The following is a 22,139-nucleotide window of genomic DNA, read 5'->3' as shown; positions in this document are numbered from 1 at the left end:
TCCGAGGTGCGTTGAGCCCTGGCGCGTGGGTTCGGTCCCTCGCGCAGATCGCCCTCAAGTCCGGCTGACGCAAGGGGCATCGGCCGACGCGGCCTCGCCACTGCCGCCTTCATGCCTGCTGCGGCCTTTCCTGACGTCGCTTACCGGCGGGCAGGACTCGCGGTGCGGCCGGCTGTGGCAGGATGCCGGCATGGTTCTGATCCGAAAGGGCAATGCCGCGTAGGCGCCCGAAGGCCGTCCGCGCCGAGCGGTGGCGGCCACCCAAGTACATGCCGGTCCGGCGGATTCCATCCGTATCAGTCCGAACTCGGGCGGCCGTGCGTCGTGTTGAGGCCGAACATCTGTGGCCCGACGCCGTTGCTGTTGCTCTCCGCCGCTTCGAGTGCGCCTTCAGGCAGCCGGGGCGTTTCCTCGACGACCCTTACGACAGTCCCGGCATCGAGATCGAGGACGGTCGAGACGATCTGGAAGTGGCCCTGCGGTATCTGCCCGGAGGAGCCCGGGCGGATCTGGGCCGCCTGGTGGCGCGGATCGACGCGGAGTTCGAACGCCGCACTCTTCCGAATCCGGGTCGGGTGAGCGAGTGGACTGCGGGGCGCTGGTGGTGGCGGCGCATTCGGGAACGGTGACGACGTAGTGATGGAGACCGCCCGATGAGGCGTCACACATGGCGGCTGGAGTGGTGAAGGAGGTGATCTCGGGCAGACGGTGGGAGTGATCTTGCCGTTGATCCCAAGAGGGGGGATGTCGTGACAGTGCCTACGCGTCGTACACCGCTGGTGAAGCGCCGCCGGTATGGGTTCGATCTTCGATCGACCACCCTGTTCTTCGTACTTCTCGCGGTGGTCGTGAGTGCCCTGGGCCTCGCCGCTCGCGTGGCGGCCGGCGCTGTCGAGCGGCACCCTGCCTGGGTGTTCGTACTGGTCGTGACAGGTGTCGCGGCCTGCCTGGGCCTGCGGCGCCGGATGCGCGTGGCGGGCGTGGCACGGCGGGCCGCCGCAGCGCTCGACGAGGCGGCCACGGAGGCGGCCGAGGAGCTGGAGACTCCAGCGGTTCCCCCTCAGCGGACGTCCGTCGAGGTCGCCGTCGACTACGACGCCCTGACGCCGGAGGAGTTCGAGGAGGCGATCGCCGCACTCTGCGAACGCGACGGCTGCTTCGGGGTCGAGGTCGTGGGAGGCGCCGGGGACCTGGGCGCCGATGTCATGGCCGCGGCGCCCGACGGGCGCCGGGTCGTCATCCAGTGCAAGCACTACGGCGAGTCCCATCGCGTCGGCTCCCAGGATCTGCAGCGTTTCGGCGGCACGTGCTTCACCGTGCACGAGGCCGACATCGCCGTGCTGGTCAGCACGAGTGACTTCACGGCGCCGGCGCTGGAGTACGCCGAGCAGTGCGGGATCGTGTGTATGGACCGGGCGACCCTGGAGGCGTGGACGGACGGCACCGGTCCCCTGCCCTGGGAAGCAGCGCTGGGTGGCGGGGCAGCCGGGTGGGAAACAACTGGTGCCGAGTTCTGAGGTGTGCGGACGGGCTGCCTGCCGGTCCGCGGCGGTCGGCGGGGCCTGGTGGCTGTGGGCCGACGCCATGTCGCATGCCTTGGTGGAGCACCACGGCCGTTGGACGGCGGGCTGGCGCTGGTCGCACGACGAAGGGGACTTCAACGGGGGCCTGTCTGACCGACCGCACCGGGTGCGGCAGCGGCTGGCACGGACACTGCCACCAGGTGCTCACCTGGTTCCTCGACCGCTGGGCCGTCGTTTCGCGACGGTGTGGCCGAGGACATCCGCGGCTTCGACGGCGCCCTGGAGCCGGCCCGAGCCCAGGGCCTGCTCACCGCCCTGGAACTGCTCCGGGCCGACGCCGCGCGCGACGCCCGCCTCGACTTCGAACTGCTGCGGCACTGCCAGCGGCATGTCCTGGGCACACCGCAGCCCCCGCCGTTGCGCAACCGACCCGCCTTCGCGAAAGGCGGCCGGGAACGCTACGGCATCGCCCCCGGCATCCGAGCCCGCCTGGACGCCTGCCTGGCCGAGAGCGCATACGACGCCGAACGCCCCTCCCCCTGACCGCTCGCGCCGCACGCGCCTACCTCGACGTCTGCTTCTTCCATCCGTTCGACGACGGCAACGCCCGCGCCGCCTTCCTCACCCTGATCTTCGTCCTCGCCCGCGAAGGCATCGCCCTCGACGGCGTCATCCTGCTGCGCCGCATCACCTTCCAGGCCGACGAGCTCAAGGACGCACTCGCCCTCGCCTCGTACATCGACCTCCACCTCACCGAGACCCGGCGCCGTGCCGCCGCACCCGAGTGAGTGCGCATCGTCAGGGTGTCCTTCGCCATCCGTGGTGATCTGGCGGTAATCCGGGCGCGGCGGGGTAATGGGATGTCGATCAGCACCCCGTTGAGAAGGAGCCGAGGATGACCGACGACGCCTACCTGTTCCTGCTTGACGACGCGTCCGCGCAGCTCGGCGTGGCTCCGGCCGCCATCGGTGAACTGGCATGCATGGAGACTCCCGCGGTTCGCGCCTGGCTCGACGCGCAGGGAAGCACGCCCACCTCACCACACCTGCGTCTGCTGCCGCCGGAGGAGACGGCGGCCCTGCCCCAGGGAGCGGAACGGCTGCCCGTCCCGCTGAGCGAGGAGGAGCTGAACCGCCTCCGCCACCGGATGGCACCGGAGCCGCTGGCCCGGCTCGAGGAGGAACTGCTCGCCTACCGCGACTGCGCCGACGGTCGGGACGGCCTGATCGGACGCGCACTGGCCGCCGGCGTGGCACCGCACCGCATCGTCGAACTGACCGGGGTGGATCCCGCCACGGTGACCGCCGCCGCAAGCAGTTGACGACGCTGCGGGCAGCCTTCGCCCGTCGTCCGCTTCCAGCGATCGGCCCCGCCGGGCAAGAAACCATCCGGCGGGGCCGATCAGCATGCGCGGCGACTGCATGGCACCAAGTGGCATCACCTGGTGCCACTTGGCGTCACCTCATGACCTCTCGGCCACCTCTGGTCCAAGTCGCTCTTCGGCCGCGACCCGAAGGAGAGGCGGCGAGCCCCACTGCCAAAGCGGACGGGGTCAGCGGCTGCGGGTGAAGACCTTGTCCTGGGTGGAGCCGCCGGCGCACAGCTTCTTCTCGTCGGCCGTCATTTTGCGGGACTTGACCACGACCGCGCTGTGCTTGCCGTCCGTGCCGTTCGGGGCCGGGCCGGTGACCGTGTCGGGCACGAACCAGTAGTAGTGGCCCCACTTGGGGTCGTCGTAGTGGGTCTGCCACGTGCCGGATATCTGCCGCATCACCTGGGCGCGGGAGATCCAGCCCACTTCTCCCGGCTTCACCGTGACGGTGAAGGAACTCGTCTCCGTGTGCGAGCTCTGCCAGGTGTAGTTGTACGTCGCGGTCACACTGGCCGTGATGATGCCCTCGATGCCGCCGCCCACGGTGACCGAGCCTCCCACCGAGTGGGAGGAGCCCACGGTGTCGGCCCATGACATCGACTGGGAGGCGGGCGAGTCGGTGCAGTTGAAGAGCAGTTCGGAGACCTGACGGGGTTCACCGAGGTAGGCCTCGCCGAGCTGCGGGGAGTTGAAGCCGCACTTTCCTTCTCCGGAGGCGCAGTCGGCCATGATCTGCTCCGCGGTGGGCTGTTCCTCGGCCGCGGCCGGCACGGCCGTCGCGATCACCCCGAGTGCGGTCGCCGTCAACGCGAGCGCGCGGCTGCCGTACCGCAGGGTGTGGTTCATCGTCATCGTTGGTGCCTCTCACCATTGCGTGGGGGGAAAGTGACCACAATTGCCCTTGCTCCAGCAGGGCTTGCGGTCACCGCGTGATGCCCATGAGGCTCACGTAATCGACGGCCGAGCTACACCAAGAGTTGGCAAAGTTGTAATTGATTCCACAACTGATGAATGGCCAACTTCGTAGTCGCCCACTCGATTTGGGCGCGGTTCCGGCCGGCGAATACGGCAAAGCCGCCGGCACCGCGACCAGTTCACGGTGCCGACGGCCAGGTGAGGCGCTTCAGTTCAGGGGATCGAGTGTGAGGTAGGCCTGGCGCGGGTTGCCGTCGTGTACGAGTGATTCGTGGTGGCCCACGTCGTCGAAGGCGAAGGCGTACGCCTTTCCGTCCGCCATCTGGGCGTGGATCTTGCGCGCGTAGTGATTGGTGACGTTGTCCTTGTAGAAGTCGGCGGCGCCGGCATCGGGCTGATCGGGATTGACCAGCAGCGTGGAACGGTTGAAGCCGGCACACAGGGTGCGCGAGATCGGGCCGCGTACCTCATCGTTCGGGGCGTCGAGCTTCCTGTGGCAGCCGAAGACGGAGGAGGCGTCCGGCTTCTGGAAGCTGGTGACCACGGCACCGGCGCTGTTGGAGAAGTTCATGACGCCGCCGGAGACCCGGCCGAAGTACTTGGTGCCGGGCCGGTCGGCGAACGGGGTGACCGTCAGGGTCGAGGTGGAGTACTTCTGCCAGACGCGGTTGATGTAGTCGTCCATGACGGTGGCCGGCAGCGCGCCGGTCTCCAGGCCGTACAGCGGCGACAGGGCGCGCAGTACGGTGCCGTCGCCACGGGTCTGGATCAGGTTGGCCCAGCCTCCGGGCTGTCCCCTGAGCGCGTTGAAGAAGCCGCTGTATCCGCCGGGCCGGAGCCGGCCGGTGCTCGCGGTGCTGCCGTCGGCTCGCTGCACTCCCACCGCGTAGGGAGCGGAGAACATGTCGACCTGTGTGCTGTTGATCCACAGGCCCGCGTCGTTGAGCGTGTACTCCGACCAGTTGAACAAGATGTTCCGGTTGGGGTCGCTCGGGTTCTGCACGGCGGGCTGGACCAGGCCTCCGGTGGTGAGCCGGAAGACCAGTTTCTGGCCGTAGGAGAAGTACACACGGCCGGAGAACTTCGGCATGCGGATCGTGGCCGACTGTCCTGCCGCCGGGCCCGGGATCGAGGCGTCGGGGGCAGGGGTCGGCGGGTTGCCGCCCGCCGGCCAGGGGTGGAAGGTACCGGCCGCGTCGGCCCAGCCCTGCCGTCCGGTCGACAGGTCCGTGCCGAGGTTGTAGATGTACAGCTGCTCGCCACGGGCCGAGTTGTTGGTGATCTTCAGAGGGATCGTCGCCGGGACGGCGGCGTGGGCCGGCGCGCCCGTTCCGGTCGCCAGCAGTGAGCCGGCGAGGATCGTGGCGAGGGACAGCCCCGCGGCCGTGGCCCGGCGCCTGAGGGTTCGCAACACGCTCTGCCTCCGTTCGACAGTTGGCCGATTCGAGAATTCTGAGAGCGCTCTCAGGGTTGCCTCTTGGTCCGTACCTGTCAATGCTTGCGACCGCTCGGTCAGCTCGGGCACCCCTCACGCGGGGATCCGCGCAGGCAGGAGAGGACGACCACGAAGGGCCAGACCGACTGGAGGGTCGTCACGGCACGCTCGGCCACGCCGGCCACGCCGTGGAGGTGCAGCTCGATCAGGAACCAGGCCGCGCCGGCCGTCATCACCGCGGTCGCCGCCAGGCAGGGTGCGGGGCGCAGGGCCCACGGCACGGCGGCACCGGCCCGGGCGGCCAGCACGGGCCATGCCGCCAGGAGGGCGAAGGCCACGGCGGCCACGGAACCGTGGCTCAGGGAGCCGCCGCCGCTCGGCGCCGGGACCACGGCCACCGCCAGCGCCGCCACGCCTCCGGCCGCCAGCGCCGTCCGTCCTGCGGTCCCGGCCGGGCGCAGGCCCCAGGCCGTCATCAGGTGGCAGAACCCCAGCGCGATGAACGCCGCCGTCATCACCCAGGACCCCGCGTTCCCGGGGGCCGCCAGAACGCTGATCGTCTGGGCGGCGGGGTCGTAGGGGGACCCCTGCAGCGACGCCGCCACCAGCCAGCCCATGATCAGGAAGACCGGCGCACACCCCGAGGACACCAGCGCCCATGCAGGAACAGATCGCATCAGGACACCGTAAAGCGGTACACCCGCCTCCCCGAGTTCCTTCGAACGGCTCGCCCCGCGTGGCGTACTCGCGCAGCCCGCTCCGCCTGGGGAGCGCACGATGGAACCGTGCCGCCGGGCGTCGGAAGGTGATCGGGCATGGAGCTCACTCTCGTGGTGCTGATCATCATCGTGGGTCTGACGTTCGACTTCACCAACGGCTTCCACGACGCCGCGAACGCGATCGCCACCTCCATCTCCACCAGGGCCCTGACACCGCGCGCGGCGCTGGCCATGGCCGCGGTGATGAACTTCTGCGGCGCCTTCCTCGGGACCGAGGTCGCCCAGACCGTCGGCAGCGGCATCATCGGGGCCCCCGAGGAGACGTCAGGACTGCTGCTCGTCCTGTGCGCGCTGATCGGCGCCATCGGGTGGAACGTCTTCACCTGGTGGCGGGGGCTGCCCACCTCGTCCTCACACGCCCTGATCGGCGGGCTGGTCGGTGCCGCGCTCGCCGCGTCCGCCACGGTGCACTGGTCGGGCATCCTGGACAAGGTCATCCTGCCGATGCTGCTGTCCCCGCTGGTCGGGGTGGTGCTCGGGTACCTGCTGCACACGGGCATCCTGTGGGTGTTCCGCCGGTCGGCACCCCGGCGGATCATGCGGCGGTTCCGGCTGGCGCAGACCGTCTCGGCCGCCGCCATGGGGCTGGGGCACGGGTTGCAGGACGCGCAGAAGACCATGGGGGTCATCGTGCTGGCGCTGGTCACAGCCGGCTGGCAGGACGACTTCTCCGTGCCGGTGTGGGTGATCGCGGCCGTGGCGCTCGCCATGGCCGCCGGTACGTACAGCGGGGGGCGTCGCATCATCACCACCCTGGGGCGGCGCATCGTGCACCTCGATCCGCCGCGCGGGTTCGCCGCCGAGACCGCTGCCGCGGCCGTCCTCTACACGACCGCGTTCCTGTTGAAAGCACCGATCTCCACGACGCAGACGATCACCGCGGCCATTCTGGGCGCCGGTGCCACCCGGCGTTTCTCCGACGTACGCTGGCAGGTGGCCCGTTCGATCGGTACCGCCTGGATCCTCACGTTTCCCGGCGCGGGGATCCCGGCCGCGGCGCTCTATTTCTTCCTGCACTCCGTCACCCCTGTGTGATCACAGCCGGAGGCCGCCCATGACCGCTCTTCCTGGCCGTCCGGTGTCCGTGGAGCCCTCCGCCCGGGTCCCGGACAGCCTTCCGGTGCCCGGGCGTTTCACCCATCTGCACCCGGACGACGGCGCCTGTCTGATGGAGGCCGCCGCCCTGCTGGCCGCCGGCCGCTTCACCGACAGCCCGGTCGGGACTCATCCGGCGCTCGCGGGCCTGGCCCGGGTGGTCAACGACAGTGTCGGTGACGACGCCCGGCACGCCTTGTGGCCGCTGGCCGCCGACCTCGCCGACGCCCGCCCCGCGGGCCGTGACTACCCGCCGCTGCTCGTCGGCGGGGTCGTGGACGCGGCACGCCGGGTGCGTCCCGCGTCGCGGCGCCTGGCGCGGCGCGGCCGTGCGTGCCGGCGAAGGGCGCAGAGGCTCGCCCAGGCGCCCGCGGGTGGTCGGGCGGGACGGATCGCCGATCTGTTGTGGTGGCGGGGGCCGGGGCGTCGGCACCTCGAGCGGGCACTGGGGGTGCTGTGCGCCGCGCCGGAGGCCGATCAGCTGCTGTCCCGGCTGCTGCGGCAGGCCGTGGCGCAGGCGCGGGACCATGCGGGCGGGCGGACTCCGGCCAGGGAGGTTCGCTGCAACCGGTAGGCGCACGGGGCCGTCCTACAGGGCACCATGATCCCTGCAAGCATCGACGGCCCCCTGGCCGCACCGATTCGCCGGCTGCTCGCATTCGCCTGGATGCAGACGCGGGCCTGCGCGTTCGCCATCGCTCTGCTGTCCGGCGTGGCCGTGTCCGCGCTGCTGCCCGAACTGCCCGTGGCGCGTTACGACCTGCTGGTCGTCTACGGTGTGCTGCTCACGCTGGTGTTCTGGGCGCGCGGCTGGGAGAGCGGGCGGGACGTCGCCGTCATCGCGGTCTGCCACGTCATCGGTCTGGCCTTCGAGCTGGTGAAGGTGTCGCTCGGCTCCTGGAGCTACCCGGAGCCCGCCGTGCTGAAGTTCGCCGGTGTCCCGTTGTACGGCGGGTTTCTGTATGCGGCGGTGGGCAGCTACCTCTGCCGGGCCTGGCATCTGTTCGATCTGGGGCTCGTGCGCTATCGGCCGCGGGCGACGGCCGTGGTCGCCGCTGCCATATATGTCAACTTCTTCAGCCACCACTGGCTGCCCGACGTGCGCTGGTGGCTGGCGGGGGTGCTCGTGGCCGTCACGCTGGGGACGTCGGTGCGGTTCACGGTGCGGGGGGTGCGTCTGCGGATGCCGCTGGCGCTGTCGTTCGTGCTGATCGGGTTCTTCCTGTGGGTGGCGGAGAATCTGGCGACCTTGGTCGGTGCGTGGCGCTATCCCTATCAGGAGCACGGCTGGGAGCCGGTGGGGGTGGAGAAGTTCGGGGCCTGGGCGTTGCTCATCAGCGTGACGTTCGTGCTGGCGGCGGTGGGGCGGCGTACGGATTCCGAGGTGGAGCGGGAGGCGCGGTGAGGGCTCCTGGGAGGCGTGGAGTCGTCGCGGAGGCCTCCGCCTGAGTATCATCCTATGGACGTATATCGGGTGATTTGCCTCCTCGGGTCGTCACCTACCGTGGCCTTCCTCGCCGGAGTGATCAATGTCCCGCACCGGCACGACGGACGACGGCGACGAGCTGCTGACCAGGCTCGGGGCCCTGACGGCTCAGGCGCGTGCGCAGGCCGAGATGCAGCGGTCCCGGGTCGAACTGGCGATCGCACTGCAGCGCGGCATGCTGCCGCGGGACCTGCCCGTCGCCCGGCGGCTGCATCTGGCCGTGCGGTACACACCCGCGTGCCAGGGCCTCAACGTGGGCGGCGACTGGTACGACGCCTTCACCCTGGGCGACGGCCGGATCGGTCTGGCCATCGGTGACGTCCAGGGCCACAACATCGAGGCCGCGGCCTTCATGGGGCAGGTGCGGGCCGGGCTGCGGGCCCTGGCCTCGGTCACCAGCGAACCGGGCGAGGTGCTGGCCCGGACCAACGATCTGCTGCTGTCCTTGGGCTCCGACCTGTTCGCCACCTGCACGTTCATGCGGCTCGACCCGTGTGCCGGGGTACTGGAGAGCGCGCGGGCCGGGCATCTGCCCTGCGTCTGGGCCACGCCGGACGGGAAGTCCGGCATCACCGAGGACGAGGGCGGGCCGCCCCTCGGGGTGCAGGCGAGGACGCCGTATCCGGTGACGCGGTACGAGCTCACGACGGGCGGCGTGTTCGTACTGCTCACGGACGGTGTCGTGGAGGGGCCGTCGATGCGGCTGGAGGAGGGCCTCGACCAGGTGACGCGCCTCGCGGGCATCGCGGCGGTGGCGGGCATGGACGTGGACGCGCTCGCGGCCGCCGTGATCAAGGGTGCCGAGCGCGTGGGGCACGACGACGACGCCGCCGTCCTGGTGGTCGGCCTCGACGGGCCGGACGCTCAGCCATAGGGCCGCACGACGCCCGCCGCCGCCTCGCCGAGGCGGCGGCCTCGGTGTCTCATGGCTGCTGTGGTGGGTAGCCAGGATCTGCGTACGCCGGTCGTCGTCGCTCTGCAGACGCTGGCCGTCGCCGCCTGCTACTACGTGTCGGGGCAGCTGGGGCTGTTGCGGGAACTGGTCGTCGAGGGAGCGGTAGTCACCCCCATCTGGCCGCCCACCGGCGTCTCGGTCGCCTGCCTGCTGATCCTCGGGCTTCGCTGCTGGCCCGGGATCGCCCTGGGCGCCTTCTTCATCATCCTGTCCCTCACCTCTCTGACGCCCTCGGCTCTGGGCGTCCTGGCGGGCAACACCGCCGCACCCGTCGCGGGGTACCTGCTGCTGCGCCGGGCCGGATTCCGCGCCGATCTCGCGCGGCTGCGGGACGGTCTCGCCCTGGTGTTCCTGGGCGCGTTCACCGCCATGCTGATCAGCTCGACCACCGGCGCAGGCATCCTGATCGCCACGGGCAAGATCGAGTGGCCGGGCTTCTGGGCGGTGTGGCTGGCCTGGTGGGTGGGTGACGCGATGGGCGTGCTCATCGTCACGCCGGTGCTGCTCCTGCTGTCCCGCGTGCGCCTGCCGCTGCCTCTGTCGCGCTGGAAGGAGGCCACGGGGCTCGCGGTCATCGCCTGCTGTCTCGTGCCGCTGGCCGCGCACAGCCCCTTCAGTCTGCTGTTCCTCATCTACCCCCTGCTGATCTGGGCGGCCCTGCGGTTCCAGCTGGCGGGCAGCATGGTGTGCGCTCTGTTCGCCTCGGTCATGACCACGGTGGCGGCGACCGACCGGGTCGGGCCGTTCGAACGGCTCAGCCGGGTCGAGGTGATGATGAAGCTGCAGGCCTTCAACGGGGCGATGGCGCTCACCGCCCTGATCCTGTCGGCGGTGATCACCGAGCAGATCTACACACGCCGTTCCGTGGAGCGCGCCTGCCAGGAACTGGTCGAGGTCCTGGAGCACCTCACCGCGGGCGAGGCGGCGGACGGCCGGTCTCCTGTGGAGGACGGCCTGCCCACGCGGCGGCAGGAGGAGTGACGGGCTGGGGCGCTTCGACGCCGGTTACCCGGACGTAGGGTGGGCGTCATGGCCGAGGTGGAGGTGCTGCAACTGCTGGTGTCACCCGCTCATCGACTGGCCGGACGGCCGTCCGAGGGGCCGTCCCCCGGTCCGTCCGACGAGCGGGTCACCCGGGTGGAAGTACGCCGCGAGCTGGGACTGGTCGGCGACCGCTACTACGCCCGGCCCGCCCATCGGAACGCGGCGGTGACCATCATGGCCTCGGAGAGCCTCCCGGCCGGTACCGATCTGCGGCACACCCGCCGGAACATCCTGCTCAGGGGTGTCGACATCGACTCCTGCGTCGGTGCGACGATCTCGCTGGACAGCGGCACCGGGCCGGTGGTGTTCGCCGTGAGGCGTCCCGCCCGGCCCTGCGCGTGGATGGACGTGACCATCGGCCCCGGCGCACAACGCGCCCTGCGCGGCCGGGGCGGTGTGCGGTGCACGCCGCTGAGCAACGGGGTGCTCACGCTCGGCCCGGCCACGTTCCGGGTCGTGGCCGGGGCCGAGGTCGCGTCGTGAAGCCCCCCGGGGCGGTCAGCCGCCCGACTGTGGCGTGCGGATGGCAGCGATGTCGAGCTGCAGGCGCACCTTCTCGCTCACCATCGCGCCGCCCTCGGTCAGCCTGCTGTTGTACGTCAGGCCCCAGTCCGAGCGGTTGATGGTGGTGGTGCCGTCGAAGCCGACCCGGTCGTAGCCGAAGGGGTCGGTGACATTTCCGATGTAGGTCATGTCGAGTACGACGGGACGGGAGACGCCTTTGATGGTCAGCTCGCCCGACATGCTGAACAGGTCCGCGCCCGTCTGCTCCACCGCCGTGCTGGTGAAGCGCATACGCGGAAACGTCGCGGCGTCGAGGAAGTCACGGCCGACCAGGTGCGCGTCGCGTTGTTCCACCCCGGTGTCGACGCTGGAGGTGAACAGAGTGATGTCGGCCCGTGACCGTGTGGGGTCGTACGCGTCGAAGTAGAGCCGGCTTTCGTACTCCAGGAAACAACCGCGCACGGTGGTCACCATGGCATGCCGGACGGAGAAGCCGATCCTGCTGTGCGCGGGGTCGACGACCCATTCACCGGACAGACTGGCCAGGTCGGGGTCCGGCAGCACGGCAGTGGAGGATGCCGGTGCGCCGGTGGGGCGCTGTGGGGGGAGCGGTGCCTGCCGGCGGGACGGCACAACGCGGTTGAACAGGTTCATGATTCATCTAGGTACTTGAGTTTGGTTATAGCCGCAAGTCCCCTCCCGATTTGCGGCTGTTGAGAACGAGCCCCTGACCCCATTTGCCGCCGCTTGCACAAAATCCACACACGGCTGTCGCGGCGCATCACCGAAACGGCCATCCGAAACTCCAGGAAATTTCATGTCGGGCATTTCGGCGAATCGGTCTTACGTCACCTCAATCGCGAGGTCGTTGTCGACGGTGTAGTAAGGGCGGAGAGCGGATCCGTCCCTCTCGATCGCCGGGTAGACGTACACGTGCTTGCGGTCCGCCACGTCGTCGAGCAGCCGGCCGACCCTGACCGGCGGTGCCTCGGCGGTGGGGCGGAGGAAGACGTCCCAGATGCGGGCCGCTCCCCCACCGTCGTCCGTCAGGTCCCCGGGGCCGACGGTGAAGGAGAAGCCCCGGGCGTCCTCGTCGGTCCGGGGGCGGAGGCTTCGTACGGTGTCGGTGCCCCGCAGGCGCAGACGCACGGTGGCGTCGTCGTGGAGCTCGGCACCGTGCAGGCGGGCCGTGACCGTCATGGCCCGGTTCGTGACGTCGATGGCGCGGGCCTCCGCGTGGGCGGTGCGCCGCCATGCCCTGAGGGCGAGGAAGCCGTCCTTCGTGGCGTACGGGATCCTGACCGCGACCGGCGAGGGGCGGTCGCGCAGGTGGCTGTCGACGAGGGTGCGCAGATCCCGCAGGCCGGGGCGCAGCCGCCGGCGTTCGGCACCGGGTTCGGGCAGCAGGTACACGTCCCAGCGGCCCTCGTCGAGGGACGGGTGCGGTTCCAGTACGGCGTGCCGGTGGTCGTCGGACCGGTCGAGCTCGAGGTCGAGGACGTGACGGGTCGTCTCGGGCCGACCCTTCTTGGGCCGCAGTCTCAGGAGCAGCTGCGGATGTGCGCCGGGGGTCGGCGGCAGGCGGAAGGTGAGCCGGCCGTCGGTGTCGATCGCGCAGTCGGCGCGCAGGTGGGTGTCGCGCTGCGGGCTCTCCGGCGTGCTCGGCGTCGCACCCTCACGCGGCTCGCCAGACGTCGCGCCCTCACCCGGCTCGCCGAACGTCGCGTCCTCGCGCGGCGTGCCCGGCGATGCGGGCGGTGTGCTCGACGACGCGGGCGGCGTGCTCGGCGACCCGGGCGGCGTGCCCGGCGACGTACTCACACGCGGCTCGCCCGACCTCGTGCCCTCGGGCGTGCTGGCCGTCCTGTCTTCCGGCGTGCTCATCGGCGTCCCTTCCGTATCGAGCGCAGTACACCGGCGGCAGCGGCGTGGGCGGCGTCGCGGGCGGCGTGGCCCCGGCCCGTCAGGGCGCTCTGGGTGCGGTGGTCCTGCGGGGTGGCTGTCCGGCCGGTGCTCCTGGCCGCGGCGGCGGTCTCCAGGAGGCGTTCGGCCTGGGCGACGACCGGGCCGGGGGCGAAACGGCGCGCGTTGTCCAGGGCGGCCCGGCTCATGCGGCGGCGGCGCTCGTCGTCGCCGACGAGTTCCAGCAGGGCCGCCGCCAGGGCGTCGCGGTCCCCGACCGGTACGAGCCGGCCGTCGGTTCCGTCCTGGATGATCTCGCCGGGGCCGTAGGGGCAGTCGGTGCTGACGACGGGCAGTCCGCAGCGCATCGCCTCGACGATGGTCATACCGAACGGCTCGAAGTTGGACGCGGCCGCGCCGATCGAGCCCTTCGCCCACTCGGCCTCCATGGGGGTGGCGGCCCCCATCAGGAACACGTTGTTCCACAGGCCGAGGCGCTCGATGAGCCGGCGCAGGCCGGCCTGCTCCTCCCCCTTGCCGTAGATGCGCAGCTGCCAGTCCGGATGCGCGTCGGCGACCTGGGCGAACGCCTCGATGAGGAGGTCGTAGCGCTTGACCGGAACCAGGCGGCCCGCGGCGATCACCACCTTGGCGGTGCTGTCGGCAGGGGGCAGGGCGGGGTCGGGGACGCTGTTCGGGAGGGCCTCCACATGGACGCCGGGCAGCCACATCTTGCGCCGGTAGGCGGCGGCGTCCGCCTCCGTGACGGTGGTGATCACGTCGAGGCGGCGGTAGGCGCGGCGCAGGGCGGTGCGCAGCCGCGGCGAGTGGTTGTCGAGCGTGAGGTGCTCCTGGCCGACGCGCAGGACGTGCTGCGGGGCCTGGCGGGCGATGTGCACGTTGAGGCCCGGGCGGGTGCCGATGACGGCGTCGGCGTCGAGAGCCGCGAGGCACTCGCCGATGCGCTGGTCGGTCAGCTCGCTGTACTGGTGATGGCGGTACTCGGCGGGCGGGAACACCTTCGCCGGCCTCTGGTGCAACGGATGGTCCGCCTCCTTGCGCAGGTCCACCAGCGCCCGCAGCCGCACCCGTGGATGCGGGACGAGGTTGGGGTGCTCCCGGTGGCGTAACGCGGAGACGATCTCCACGTCGTGCCGCTCGGCCAGGGCCCCGGCCAGGTTGAACGTGGTGGTGATCGTGCCTCCGATTCCGTAGGCGTTATGAATAAGGAAAGAGATCTTCATAGTGGCCTAGATGTATTGAGCACGAGCGTTGTTGACACCTGGTGCTCGAGTTGATCAAAGGCGAAGACCTCCGGTGTGGTGGAGCTGTCTAGGACTGCACCGCACAGGAGGTCTTCGTGTCCCACCGTAATGCCCGGCTGACCGTTCATGGCAGGCGGCTGCTGGTCGAGCGGGTCCATTCCGGGCGGCCGGTGGCGCATGTCGCCGCCGAGCTCGGTGTTTCACGGGCTACTGCCCACAAGTGGGTGCGCAGGTGGCGGGCCGAAGGCTCGGCAGGTCTGGCAGACCGTTCCAGCCGACCGCTCACGACCCCGCAACGCACCCCCGCCGCCACCGAGCGGGAAGTCTGCGAGCTGCGGCGGGCCCGCAAGCTCGGGCCGGCCCGGATCGGCCCGGTCCTGGGCCTGCCCGCCTCGACCGTGCATCGCATCCTGACCCGCCATGGCCTCAACCGGCTGGCCTGGCTCGACCGGCCCACCGGCACCGTGATCCGCCGCTACGAACGCGACCGCCCGGGCGAGCTGATCCACGTCGACGTGAAGAAACTCGGCCGGATACCCGACGGCGGTGGCCACAAAGTCCGCGGCCGCGACGCCGGCCGCCCCATCCGCGGGATGGGCTTCGACTACGTCCATTCCGCCGTCGACGACCACTCCCGCCTCGCCTACAGCGAGATCCAGGCGGACGAGAAGGTCGCGACCTGCGCGGGCTTCCTCACCCGCGCGGCCGCGTTCTTCCACGCGCACGGCATCACCGCAGTCGAGCGGGTCCTCACCGACAACGCCTGGGCCTACCGCAAGGGACTGGCCTGGAAGCAGGCCCTCGCTGAGATCGGCGCCACAGGAAAGCTGACCCGCGCCTACCGACCCCAGACGAACGGCAAGGTCGAACGCTTCAACCGCACCTTGCTCGACGAGTGGGCCTACCTACAGCCCTACACCAGCAACGACGAGCGGACCGCAGCCCTCGACACCTTCCTGCACACCTACAACTACCATCGCTGCCACACCGCACTCGGAGGCCAACCCCCGATCAGCCGCGTCAACAACCCTGTGGGTCAATACACCTAGACCGTGCCAACGACCGGTTCGTTGTTCGCCGTTACCACTCTGTGGCCGTGCCCGGCGGCCGGGCCGGTCCGGCCGATTCCGGAATGATCTCGGACATAAGTGGTCTGGGCCATACCGGCTTGCCCGCGATATGTGGATAGCTAGATGTGTTTGCCCGCGCATCGTCGCGTCATCGGGTGCACCCTCGTATCGATCTTCAGGAGACCCATGCGCCCCCGTACAGCCTCCGTCCTCCACTTCACCTCCCTCCCGCCCGTCGCCCTGGCCGGTGGTGCGCTGACCGTGGGGGTCGGTGGTCTGTATCTCGCCGGGCTGCTCCTCACGGGCGGCCAGATCGACTCCGGTACGACCGTGCGCGGAGTGGAGATCGGGGGGCTGAGCCGCGCGGAGGCGGTGCGGAAGCTGGAACGGGAGCTGGGCGCGGCCGGCGCCCGGGACCTCCCGGTGAAGGTCGGTGACCGCACGGACGGGGTCGACCCGGAGCGCGCGGGTCTCTCCTACGACGTCCAGGGAACCGTCGACCGGGCGGCGCGCACCGGCGCCGATCCGATCAGTGTCTTCGGCGGGTTCTTCCGCTCGGGCGGCGCCATCGAGCCGGTCGTGAGCCTCGACGAGGGCAAGGCGCGGGCGGCCCTCGGGCAGCTGGCGAAGGGGCTCGACCAGAAGGTCCGGGACGGCGGCGTCACATTCGACGACGGGCGGGTGAAGGCCGTCGCGCCGCGGACGGGGTACGCGCTGGATGTGAACGCCGCGGTCCGGCCCCTGCGGGACTCCTTCCTGCGGGGTGGCACCGGTCCGGCCACTGCCCTGCCCACCCGCGAGACCCGGCCGAAGGTCACCGCCGGCGAGGTGGAACGGGCGGTGCGCACCTTCGCGGAGCCGGCCATGTCGGGCCCCGTCACGCTCACCGCGGCCGGCAAGAGGTTCACGGTCGGCCAAGAGGCGCTGGGCGAGCATCTGACCATGCGGCCGGACGGCGACGGCGAGCTGAGACCGGAGCTCGACGCGAAGGGGCTGCGAGCGGAGCCCTCCGTGGCCGGTCCTCTGAACGGCATCACCACGACCGCCGAGAACGCGAAGCTGCGGCCGGAGGGCGACAGAGCCGTGGTGGCCGAGGATGCCACGGTGGGCCGGTCGGTCACCGACAAGGCGCTGGGCAAGGCCGTGCTGCCGCTGCTCGGCAAGTCGGGCGCCGCCCGCAGCGGCGAGGTGGAGGTGCGCGAGACCCGGCCGGAGGTGACCCGCGAGAACGCCGCGGAGCTGGGGCTGACGGAGAAGATGTCCTCCTTCACCGTCCACTTCGAACCGGCCGAGTACCGCACGAAGAACATAGGCCGGGCGGTGGAACTCATCAACGGCTCCGTCGTCAAGCCGGACGAGACCTGGAGCTTCAACCGGACCGTCGGTGAGCGCACCAAGGCCAACGGCTTCATGGACGGCATCATCATCCTCGACGACAAGTTCACCAAGGCGTCCGGCGGCGGGGTCTCGTCCGTGGCGACGACCGTCTACAACGCGCTGTTCTTCGCCGGGGTCAAGCCCGTGGAGCACGGAGCGCACTCGTTCTACATCGAGCGCTACCCGGAGGGCCGCGAGGCGACGGTCGCCTGGGGCAGCCTGGATCTGCGGTTCACCAACGACTCCGGCAAGACCATGTACATCCAGGCCGAGTCCACGGACACCTCCGTGACCGTCTCCTTCCTCGGCACCCGCACGTACGACGAGATCAAGTCGGTCACGGGCCCGCGCACCGAGGTCAAGAAGCCGGAGAAGAAGGTGAGCGACGACAAGGAGTGCGTGCCGCAGACACCGCTCGAAGGGTTCGACGTCACCGTGGAGCGGGTCTTCTACAACGACGGCCGGGAAGTGAAGCGGGAGCCGTACCGCACGCACTACACGCCGCGTGACGAGATCGTCTGCGAGTGATCCACTCCCCGTTCGCCGTCCTCTGCAACTCTCCCTTCCGAACAGAGCGTTGACCCGACAGCAGAGCGCCAGCACAATGAGCGCGCACTGGTTGAGAGCGCTCTCAAGGGAGATCCATGACTGGCAGACAAGGCCCGGCGCCCAGCCGGCGTTCGCTCATCGGTGCCGGACTCGGCATCAGCGCCGCGGGGCTCACCGCCGCCGGTTCGGGGCAGGCCTTCGCGGCCGGTTCCGCCGGTGCGCGCCCCGCCTCGGCCCAGGCCCGGGGGCACGCCTTCCTCGCCGCCGCCATGGACGCCTACCCCGGCCACGGCAGCATCCGCCTGACGCAGAGCTACACCGACCAGGCGGGCCTGTTCAGCACCGCGTTCACCTACGACAACGCCCTCGCGATCCTGGCCCACCTGGCGACCCGGACCCCGGCCGGCCTGACCAGGGCCAAGACGCTGGGCGACGCGCTGCTCTACGCCCAGGGCCACGACCCGGCGTACGACGACGGCAGGCTCCGGCAGGCCTACAACGTCGGGCCGTACACCTTCTACGACGGCTCGCTCCAGCCCGACGGCTTCGTACGGGCGGACGGCACCGCCAACGTCGGGACGCAGTTCGGCTTCACCGGCACGGCCGTGGGCGACATGGCCTGGGCGGGCATCGCGCTGAGCGCCCTCGCCCGGCGCACCGGGGCACGCCGCTTCCTCGGCGGTGCCGTGCGGATCGGCGAGTGGATCGAGCGGACCGGCCGGACCGACGAGCCCCTGGGCGGCTTCAAGTTCGGCGTCGACGGGGCGAACCAGAAGCTGCCGTTCACCTCGACCGAGCACAACACCGACCTGGTCTGCCTGTTCGGCCGGCTCGCCCGGCTCACCGGCGACCGGGCGTGGCAGGAGCGGCGTGGGCGGGCCGAGGCCTTCGTGCGGCGGATGTGGGAGCCGTCCGGCGGCTTCTTCTACACCGGCACCAACGACGGTGTCACGGTCAACACGTCCCCGGTCCCGGAGGACACCCAGACCTGGACGCACCTCGCGCTCGGCTCGCGCCGCCACTCCCGTTCGCTGGACTGGGCCGCGGCCGAGCTGGCCGTCCTGGACCACTCCGGCCGCGTCAACAGCACGGTGCCCGCGGGACAGTCGTACGAGGGTGTCACCTTCAGCTCGGCGAGCCTCCTCGCGAACGAGGACGCCCCGATCGCGGCCGGCCAGCCCAAGCCCGACCGCAGCGGCGTGTGGTTCGAGGGGACGGCTCACCTCGCGCTCGCCCTGCGCGACCGGGGGGCGCGGGGCGACGAGGCCCGCGCCCGGCGTCTGATCGCGTCCACCGAGAAGGCCCAGGATCTGCTGGGCGGCGGCCAGACCGTCGGTGGGACGCCGCTGCCCGAGCGCTGCGGGGTGGTGTCCGCGAGCAGTCCGCTGGACACCGGATTCGGCTTCGGCTACTACTCGTACCGGCACACGGGGGCGACCGCCTGGTACCTGATGGCGGCGGCGCGGTACAACCCGCTGCGGGTGTGAGGGTGCGGCCCGGTCCGCTGCCGGGTGCGGCGGCGGACCGGGCGGGGGTCAGGCCAGGCGGTGGACCGGGCGGGGGTCAGGCCAGGCGGTGGACCGCCTGGGTGGTCAGTTCGTAGCGGGCACCGACGATCGCCAGCTTGCCGGTGCCGATCCTGGCGGCCAGTTCGGGTTCCGCGGCCAGCCGGGAGCGTACGACCCGGACGTTGGCGCTCACGGTCGCGTCGATCCGGGCGTCCCCGTCCTTGTCGTGGTCGATGGCCGGGCCTATCTGATCGACGAGGTACTGCATGTGGGCGGGCAGCGTGGTTCCGGACTGCTCCGCCTCGACGGCGGCACGGACCGCGCCGCACGACTGGTGTCCGAGGACGACGACCAGGGGTATACCCAGTTCCAGGACGCCGTAGGCGACGCTGCCGAGGACGGCCTCGTCCAGCACCTCACCGGCGGTGCGCACGGTCATCAGGTCGCCCAGGCCCTGGTCGAAGACGAGCTCCGGGGGCACGCGCGAGTCGATGCAGCCGAGCACGACCGCGAAGGGGTGCTGGCCGGTGGCCAACGTCCGGCGCAAGGTGGGGTCTTCGTGCGGGTGGCGTTCCCGGCAGGCGCGCCAGCGGCGGTTGCCCGCGGCCAGTTCCCGCAAGGCTTCGCCGGGGGTGCCGGGCCGCGGTTGTGTGTCCCGGATCGGCGTGGCGGCGGTGGCCGGCCGGGCGGCGCCGAGGCTCGCGCCGAGCGCTGCGGCCCCGGTCAGGGCGGTGCGCAGAAGGGTGCGGCGGACGGTACCGCCGGCGGTGGGCCGTGCACCGGCGAACGGGTGCGGTTCACGGCCGGCGCCTCTGTGGGCAGCGGAATCTGTGTTCACGACCCGAACGTATTCTCGAGTTCGGGCGCGGGCGCGTTCCTTGCCTTTTCATGGTGAGAGTTGGGTAAGTGATGTTCTTACCTTGAACGGTTTTTGACGATCCCTCAGGCAACGATCCCGCAGGCAACGCGGCCTGAGGCAACGAGCCCTGAGGCAACGCGGGACGCCCCGGGCCTGCCGGCCCGGGGCGTCCTGTCGTGCGGGGGTGATCAGACCAGGTCGAACCGGTCCAGGTTCATGACCTTGACCCACGCCGCGACGAAGTCCTTGACGAACTTCTCCTTCGCGTCGTCGCTCGCGTAGACCTCGGCCAGAGCGCGCAGCTCGGAGTTCGAGCCGAAGACCAGGTCGGCGCGGGAACCGGCCCACTTGACCTCGCCGGTGTCGGCGTCGCGGCCCTCGAACGTGGTCTGGTCCTCGGTCGTCGACTTCCACGCGATGCCCAGGTCGAGCAGGTTGACGAAGAAGTCGTTGGTCAGCGAGCCGGGCGTCTTGGTGAAGGCGCCGAGCTGGGACTGCTGATAGTTGGCGCCCAGCACGCGCAGGCCGCCGACCAGGACCGTCATCTCGGGGGCGCTCAGGGTGAGCAGGTTCGCCCGGTCGAGCAGCAGGAACTCGGCAGGCAGGCGGTTGCCCTTGCCGTGGTAGTTGCGGAACCCGTCGGCGGTCGGCTCGAGCGCCTCGAACGACTCGGCGTCGGTGTGCTCCTGCGTCGCGTCCACACGGCCCGCGGCGAAGGGGACCTGCACCTGGAAGCCGGCTTCCTTGGCGGCCTTCTCGACGGCGGCGGTGCCGCCGAGGACGATCAGGTCGGCCAGGGAGACCTTCTTGGCGCCGGAGTTGAACTCCTGCTGGATGCCCTCCAGGACCCGCAGGACCTGCGCCAGCTCGTCGGGCTCGTTGACCTCCCAGCCGCGCTGCGGCTCCAGGCGGATACGGGCGCCGTTGGCGCCGCCGCGCTTGTCGCTGCCGCGGAAGGTGGAGGCCGAGGCCCACGCGGTGGAGACCAGCTGCGAGACGGACAGACCCGACTCCAGGAGCTTGGTCTTGAGGGTCGCGATGTCCTCGGCGTCGACGGCCTCGCCCTCGGCCTCCGGCAGCGGGTCCTGCCACACCAGGGTCTCCGCCGGGACCTCCGGGCCGAGGTACAGCGACTTCGGGCCCATGTCACGGTGGGTCAGCTTGAACCAGGCGCGGGCGAAGGCGTCCGCGAACTGCTCCGGGTTCTCGTAGAACCGGCGGGAGATGGGCTCGTAGATCGGGTCGAAGCGCAGCGCCAGGTCGGTGGTGAGCATCTTCGGACGGTGCTTCTTCGAGGAGTCGTGCGCGTCCGGGACGATCTCCGGGGCGTCCTTCGCCACCCACTGGTTGGCGCCGGCCGGGCTCTGCTCGAGCTCGTACTCGAACTCGAAGAGGTTCTTGAAGAAGCCGTTGCTCCACTGGGTCGGCGTGCTGGTCCAGGTGACCTCCAGGCCGGAGGTGATCGCGTCACCGCCCTTGCCCGTGCCGTAGGTGCTGCGCCAGCCCAGGCCCTGCTCCTCCATGGAGGCGGCCTCGGGGTCGGCGCCGACGTTGTCGGCCGGGCCGGCACCGTGGGTCTTGCCGAAGGTGTGGCCGCCGGCGATCAGGGCGACGGTCTCCTCGTCGTTCATCGCCATGCGGCGGAACGTCTCACGGATGTCGCGGGCCGCGGCGAGCGGGTCCGGGTTGCCGTTCGGGCCCTCGGGGTTGACGTAGATGAGGCCCATCTGGACGGCGCCGAGCGGGTTCTCCAGCTCGCGGTCGCCCGTGTAGCGCTTGTCGTCGAGCCAGGTGGTCTCGGGGCCCCAGTAGACGTCCTCCTCGGCCTCCCAGACGTCCTCGCGGCCGCCGGCGAAGCCGAAGGTCTCGAAGCCCATCTGCTCCAGCGCGACGTTGCCGGTGAGGATCATGAGGTCGGCCCAGGAGATGCTCTGGCCGTACTTCTTCTTCACGGGCCACAGCAGACGGCGGGCCTTGTCGAGGTTGCCGTTGTCCGGCCAGCTGTTGAGCGGGGCGAACCGCTGCTGGCCGGCGCCGGCGCCGCCGCGGCCGTCGCTGATGCGGTAGGTGCCCGCGCTGTGCCAGGCCATACGGACCATCAGAGGGCCGTAGTTGCCGAAGTCGGCCGGCCACCAGTCCTGCGAGCTGGTGAGCACCTCGGCGACGTCGCGTTTCACGGCGGCGAGGTCGAGGGCCTGGAACGCCTCGGCGTAGTCGAAGTCCTCACCGAGGGGGTTGGCCACCTCGGGGTTCTTGGCGAGGATCTTCAGGTTGAGGCGCTCGGGCCACCACTGGCGGTTGCCGCCCCCCTGGGTCGGGTGCAGAGCGCGGCCGTGGGCCACGGGGCAGCCGCCTCCCGTTTCCTCCGACTTCGGGTCGGTGACGATCGCGTCGTGGTTCTCAGTCATGGAAATCCTTCCGGACGGGGTGGATCACGGTGCTCGGGGTGGATCACGTGCTCAGGAACGCTCGGGGTGGGTCACGTGCTCAGGAACGCTCGG

Annotated in this window: 21 protein-coding genes; 13 read left to right on the top strand and 8 right to left on the bottom strand. The window is 70.7% G+C overall.

The genetic code is table 11. The features are described 5' to 3' along the window. Positions 1–317: 317 nt before the first annotated feature. The 4 genes from CEB94_RS38700 to CEB94_RS38685 all read left to right on the top strand — a co-directional run bounded on the left by CEB94_RS38700 (position 318) and on the right by CEB94_RS38685 (position 2,844). A complete protein-coding gene (locus CEB94_RS38700; RefSeq protein WP_246112051.1) occupies positions 318–629 on the top strand; it encodes a hypothetical protein in 312 nt (103 codons plus the stop codon). A 120-nt stretch (positions 630–749) separates the two neighbouring features. Further along, on the top strand, positions 750–1,517 hold the full coding sequence (locus CEB94_RS38695; RefSeq protein WP_175436586.1) for a restriction endonuclease: 768 nt from the start codon (positions 750–752) through the stop codon (positions 1,515–1,517). A 252-nt stretch (positions 1,518–1,769) separates the two neighbouring features. Then, a complete protein-coding gene (locus tag CEB94_RS41420) occupies positions 1,770–2,066 on the top strand; it encodes a hypothetical protein (RefSeq protein ID WP_246112237.1) in 297 nt (98 codons plus the stop codon). A 352-nt stretch (positions 2,067–2,418) separates the two neighbouring features. Continuing rightward, positions 2,419–2,844, top strand: a complete 426-nt coding sequence (locus CEB94_RS38685) for a DUF6003 family protein (RefSeq protein ID WP_175436585.1) — start codon at positions 2,419–2,421, stop codon at positions 2,842–2,844. 231 nt (positions 2,845–3,075) lie between these two features. On the opposite strand, the gene CEB94_RS38680 is transcribed toward CEB94_RS38685, so the two are convergent. The 3 genes from CEB94_RS38680 to CEB94_RS38670 form a co-directional block, all read right to left on the bottom strand. Next, entirely contained in the window at positions 3,076–3,747 is a 672-nt protein-coding gene (locus CEB94_RS38680; RefSeq protein ID WP_175436584.1) for a hypothetical protein, read from the bottom strand. A gap of 271 nt (positions 3,748–4,018) precedes the next feature. Next, a complete protein-coding gene (locus CEB94_RS38675; RefSeq protein ID WP_175436583.1) occupies positions 4,019–5,224 on the bottom strand; it encodes a glycoside hydrolase family 64 protein in 1,206 nt (401 codons plus the stop codon). A 98-nt stretch (positions 5,225–5,322) separates the two neighbouring features. Further along, entirely contained in the window at positions 5,323–5,922 is a 600-nt protein-coding gene (locus CEB94_RS38670; protein ID WP_175436582.1) for a DUF998 domain-containing protein, read from the bottom strand. A 138-nt stretch (positions 5,923–6,060) separates the two neighbouring features. Between CEB94_RS38670 and CEB94_RS38665 the strand changes: the two genes are divergently transcribed. The 6 genes from CEB94_RS38665 (at position 6,061) to CEB94_RS38640 (ending at position 11,087) form a co-directional block, all read left to right on the top strand. Continuing rightward, positions 6,061–7,059 carry an inorganic phosphate transporter gene (locus CEB94_RS38665; RefSeq protein WP_175436581.1) on the top strand — a complete coding sequence of 333 codons (999 nt, stop codon included), beginning with the start codon at positions 6,061–6,063 and terminating at the stop codon, positions 7,057–7,059. 19 nt (positions 7,060–7,078) lie between these two features. Continuing rightward, complete coding sequence (locus CEB94_RS38660) at positions 7,079–7,693, top strand: hypothetical protein (RefSeq protein WP_175436580.1); 615 nt, start codon at positions 7,079–7,081, stop codon at positions 7,691–7,693. Positions 7,694–7,720: 27 nt separating this feature from the next. Beyond that, on the top strand, positions 7,721–8,524 hold the full coding sequence (locus CEB94_RS38655) for a DUF817 domain-containing protein (protein ID WP_175436579.1): 804 nt from the start codon (positions 7,721–7,723) through the stop codon (positions 8,522–8,524). Positions 8,525–8,648: 124 nt separating this feature from the next. Continuing rightward, positions 8,649–9,479, top strand: a complete 831-nt coding sequence (locus CEB94_RS38650) for a PP2C family protein-serine/threonine phosphatase (protein ID WP_175436578.1) — start codon at positions 8,649–8,651, stop codon at positions 9,477–9,479. 51 nt (positions 9,480–9,530) lie between these two features. Continuing rightward, positions 9,531–10,541, top strand: a complete 1,011-nt coding sequence (locus CEB94_RS38645; RefSeq protein WP_175436577.1) for an MASE1 domain-containing protein — start codon at positions 9,531–9,533, stop codon at positions 10,539–10,541. A 48-nt stretch (positions 10,542–10,589) separates the two neighbouring features. Continuing rightward, on the top strand, positions 10,590–11,087 hold the full coding sequence (locus tag CEB94_RS38640) for a molybdenum cofactor biosysynthesis protein (RefSeq protein ID WP_175436576.1): 498 nt from the start codon (positions 10,590–10,592) through the stop codon (positions 11,085–11,087). 15 nt (positions 11,088–11,102) lie between these two features. Here the strand turns inward: CEB94_RS38640 and CEB94_RS38635 are convergent, their stop codons facing one another. The 3 genes from CEB94_RS38635 to CEB94_RS38625 all read right to left on the bottom strand — a co-directional run bounded on the left by CEB94_RS38635 (position 11,103) and on the right by CEB94_RS38625 (position 14,254). Continuing rightward, positions 11,103–11,762, bottom strand: a complete 660-nt coding sequence (locus CEB94_RS38635) for a YceI family protein (protein ID WP_175436575.1) — start codon at positions 11,760–11,762, stop codon at positions 11,103–11,105. 189 nt (positions 11,763–11,951) lie between these two features. Further along, positions 11,952–12,992: a transferase gene (locus CEB94_RS38630; protein WP_342790378.1), complete on the bottom strand. Its 1,041-nt coding sequence runs from the start codon at positions 12,990–12,992 to the stop codon at positions 11,952–11,954. Further along, positions 12,989–14,254: a glycosyltransferase family 4 protein gene (locus CEB94_RS38625; RefSeq protein WP_175436574.1), complete on the bottom strand. Its 1,266-nt coding sequence runs from the start codon at positions 14,252–14,254 to the stop codon at positions 12,989–12,991. Before CEB94_RS38625 ends, CEB94_RS38630 begins: the two co-directional genes overlap by 4 nt. Positions 14,255–14,370: 116 nt before the next feature. Between CEB94_RS38625 and CEB94_RS38620 the strand changes: the two genes are divergently transcribed. The 3 genes from CEB94_RS38620 to CEB94_RS38610 all read left to right on the top strand — a co-directional run bounded on the left by CEB94_RS38620 (position 14,371) and on the right by CEB94_RS38610 (position 18,758). Beyond that, entirely contained in the window at positions 14,371–15,324 is a 954-nt protein-coding gene (locus CEB94_RS38620) for an IS481 family transposase (RefSeq protein ID WP_175434398.1), read from the top strand. A 207-nt stretch (positions 15,325–15,531) separates the two neighbouring features. Further along, the gene (locus CEB94_RS38615; protein ID WP_175436573.1) at positions 15,532–17,250 is read left to right on the top strand and encodes a VanW family protein; all 1,719 of its coding nucleotides are present in this window, start codon (positions 15,532–15,534) and stop codon (positions 17,248–17,250) included. A gap of 116 nt (positions 17,251–17,366) precedes the next feature. After that, positions 17,367–18,758 (top strand): Tat pathway signal sequence domain protein, encoded by a 1,392-nt coding sequence (locus CEB94_RS38610; protein WP_175436572.1) that lies wholly within the window; start codon positions 17,367–17,369, stop codon positions 18,756–18,758. 76 nt (positions 18,759–18,834) lie between these two features. Here CEB94_RS38610 and CEB94_RS38605 read toward each other — a convergent pair whose 3' ends face one another. Together CEB94_RS38605 and katG are read right to left on the bottom strand one after the other, a co-directional pair. Then, positions 18,835–19,617, bottom strand: a complete 783-nt coding sequence (locus CEB94_RS38605) for a carbonic anhydrase (RefSeq protein WP_175436571.1) — start codon at positions 19,615–19,617, stop codon at positions 18,835–18,837. A 209-nt stretch (positions 19,618–19,826) separates the two neighbouring features. Next, positions 19,827–22,046, bottom strand: coding sequence for a catalase/peroxidase HPI (gene katG / locus CEB94_RS38600; protein ID WP_175436570.1), 2,220 nt, complete (start codon positions 22,044–22,046; stop codon positions 19,827–19,829). Positions 22,047–22,139: the final 93 nt, after the last annotated feature.

The organism is Streptomyces hawaiiensis (assembly GCF_004803895.1).
Classification (GTDB): Bacteria; Actinomycetota; Actinomycetes; order Streptomycetales; family Streptomycetaceae; genus Streptomyces; species Streptomyces hawaiiensis.
This window is presented reverse-complemented; position numbering and strand designations above follow the sequence as displayed.

Coding starts and splice junctions, on each gene's coding strand:
- CEB94_RS38680 (WP_175436584.1), bottom strand. CDS start 3,747: ATGACGATGAACCACACCCTGCGGTACGGCAGCCGCGCGCTCGCGTTG.
- CEB94_RS38625 (WP_175436574.1), bottom strand. CDS start 14,254: ATGAAGATCTCTTTCCTTATTCATAACGCCTACGGAATCGGAGGCACG.
- CEB94_RS38655 (WP_175436579.1), top strand. CDS start 7,721: ATGATCCCTGCAAGCATCGACGGCCCCCTGGCCGCACCGATTCGCCGG.
- CEB94_RS38630 (WP_342790378.1), bottom strand. CDS start 12,992: ATGAGCACGCCGGAAGACAGGACGGCCAGCACGCCCGAGGGCACGAGG.
- CEB94_RS38670 (WP_175436582.1), bottom strand. CDS start 5,922: ATGCGATCTGTTCCTGCATGGGCGCTGGTGTCCTCGGGGTGTGCGCCG.
- CEB94_RS38615 (WP_175436573.1), top strand. CDS start 15,532: ATGCGCCCCCGTACAGCCTCCGTCCTCCACTTCACCTCCCTCCCGCCC.
- CEB94_RS38685 (WP_175436585.1), top strand. CDS start 2,419: ATGACCGACGACGCCTACCTGTTCCTGCTTGACGACGCGTCCGCGCAG.
- katG (WP_175436570.1), bottom strand. CDS start 22,046: ATGACTGAGAACCACGACGCGATCGTCACCGACCCGAAGTCGGAGGAA.
- CEB94_RS38640 (WP_175436576.1), top strand. CDS start 10,590: ATGGCCGAGGTGGAGGTGCTGCAACTGCTGGTGTCACCCGCTCATCGA.
- CEB94_RS38660 (WP_175436580.1), top strand. CDS start 7,079: ATGACCGCTCTTCCTGGCCGTCCGGTGTCCGTGGAGCCCTCCGCCCGG.
- CEB94_RS38645 (WP_175436577.1), top strand. CDS start 9,531: ATGGCTGCTGTGGTGGGTAGCCAGGATCTGCGTACGCCGGTCGTCGTC.
- CEB94_RS38635 (WP_175436575.1), bottom strand. CDS start 11,762: ATGAACCTGTTCAACCGCGTTGTGCCGTCCCGCCGGCAGGCACCGCTC.
- CEB94_RS38610 (WP_175436572.1), top strand. CDS start 17,367: ATGACTGGCAGACAAGGCCCGGCGCCCAGCCGGCGTTCGCTCATCGGT.
- CEB94_RS38665 (WP_175436581.1), top strand. CDS start 6,061: ATGGAGCTCACTCTCGTGGTGCTGATCATCATCGTGGGTCTGACGTTC.
- CEB94_RS38650 (WP_175436578.1), top strand. CDS start 8,649: ATGTCCCGCACCGGCACGACGGACGACGGCGACGAGCTGCTGACCAGG.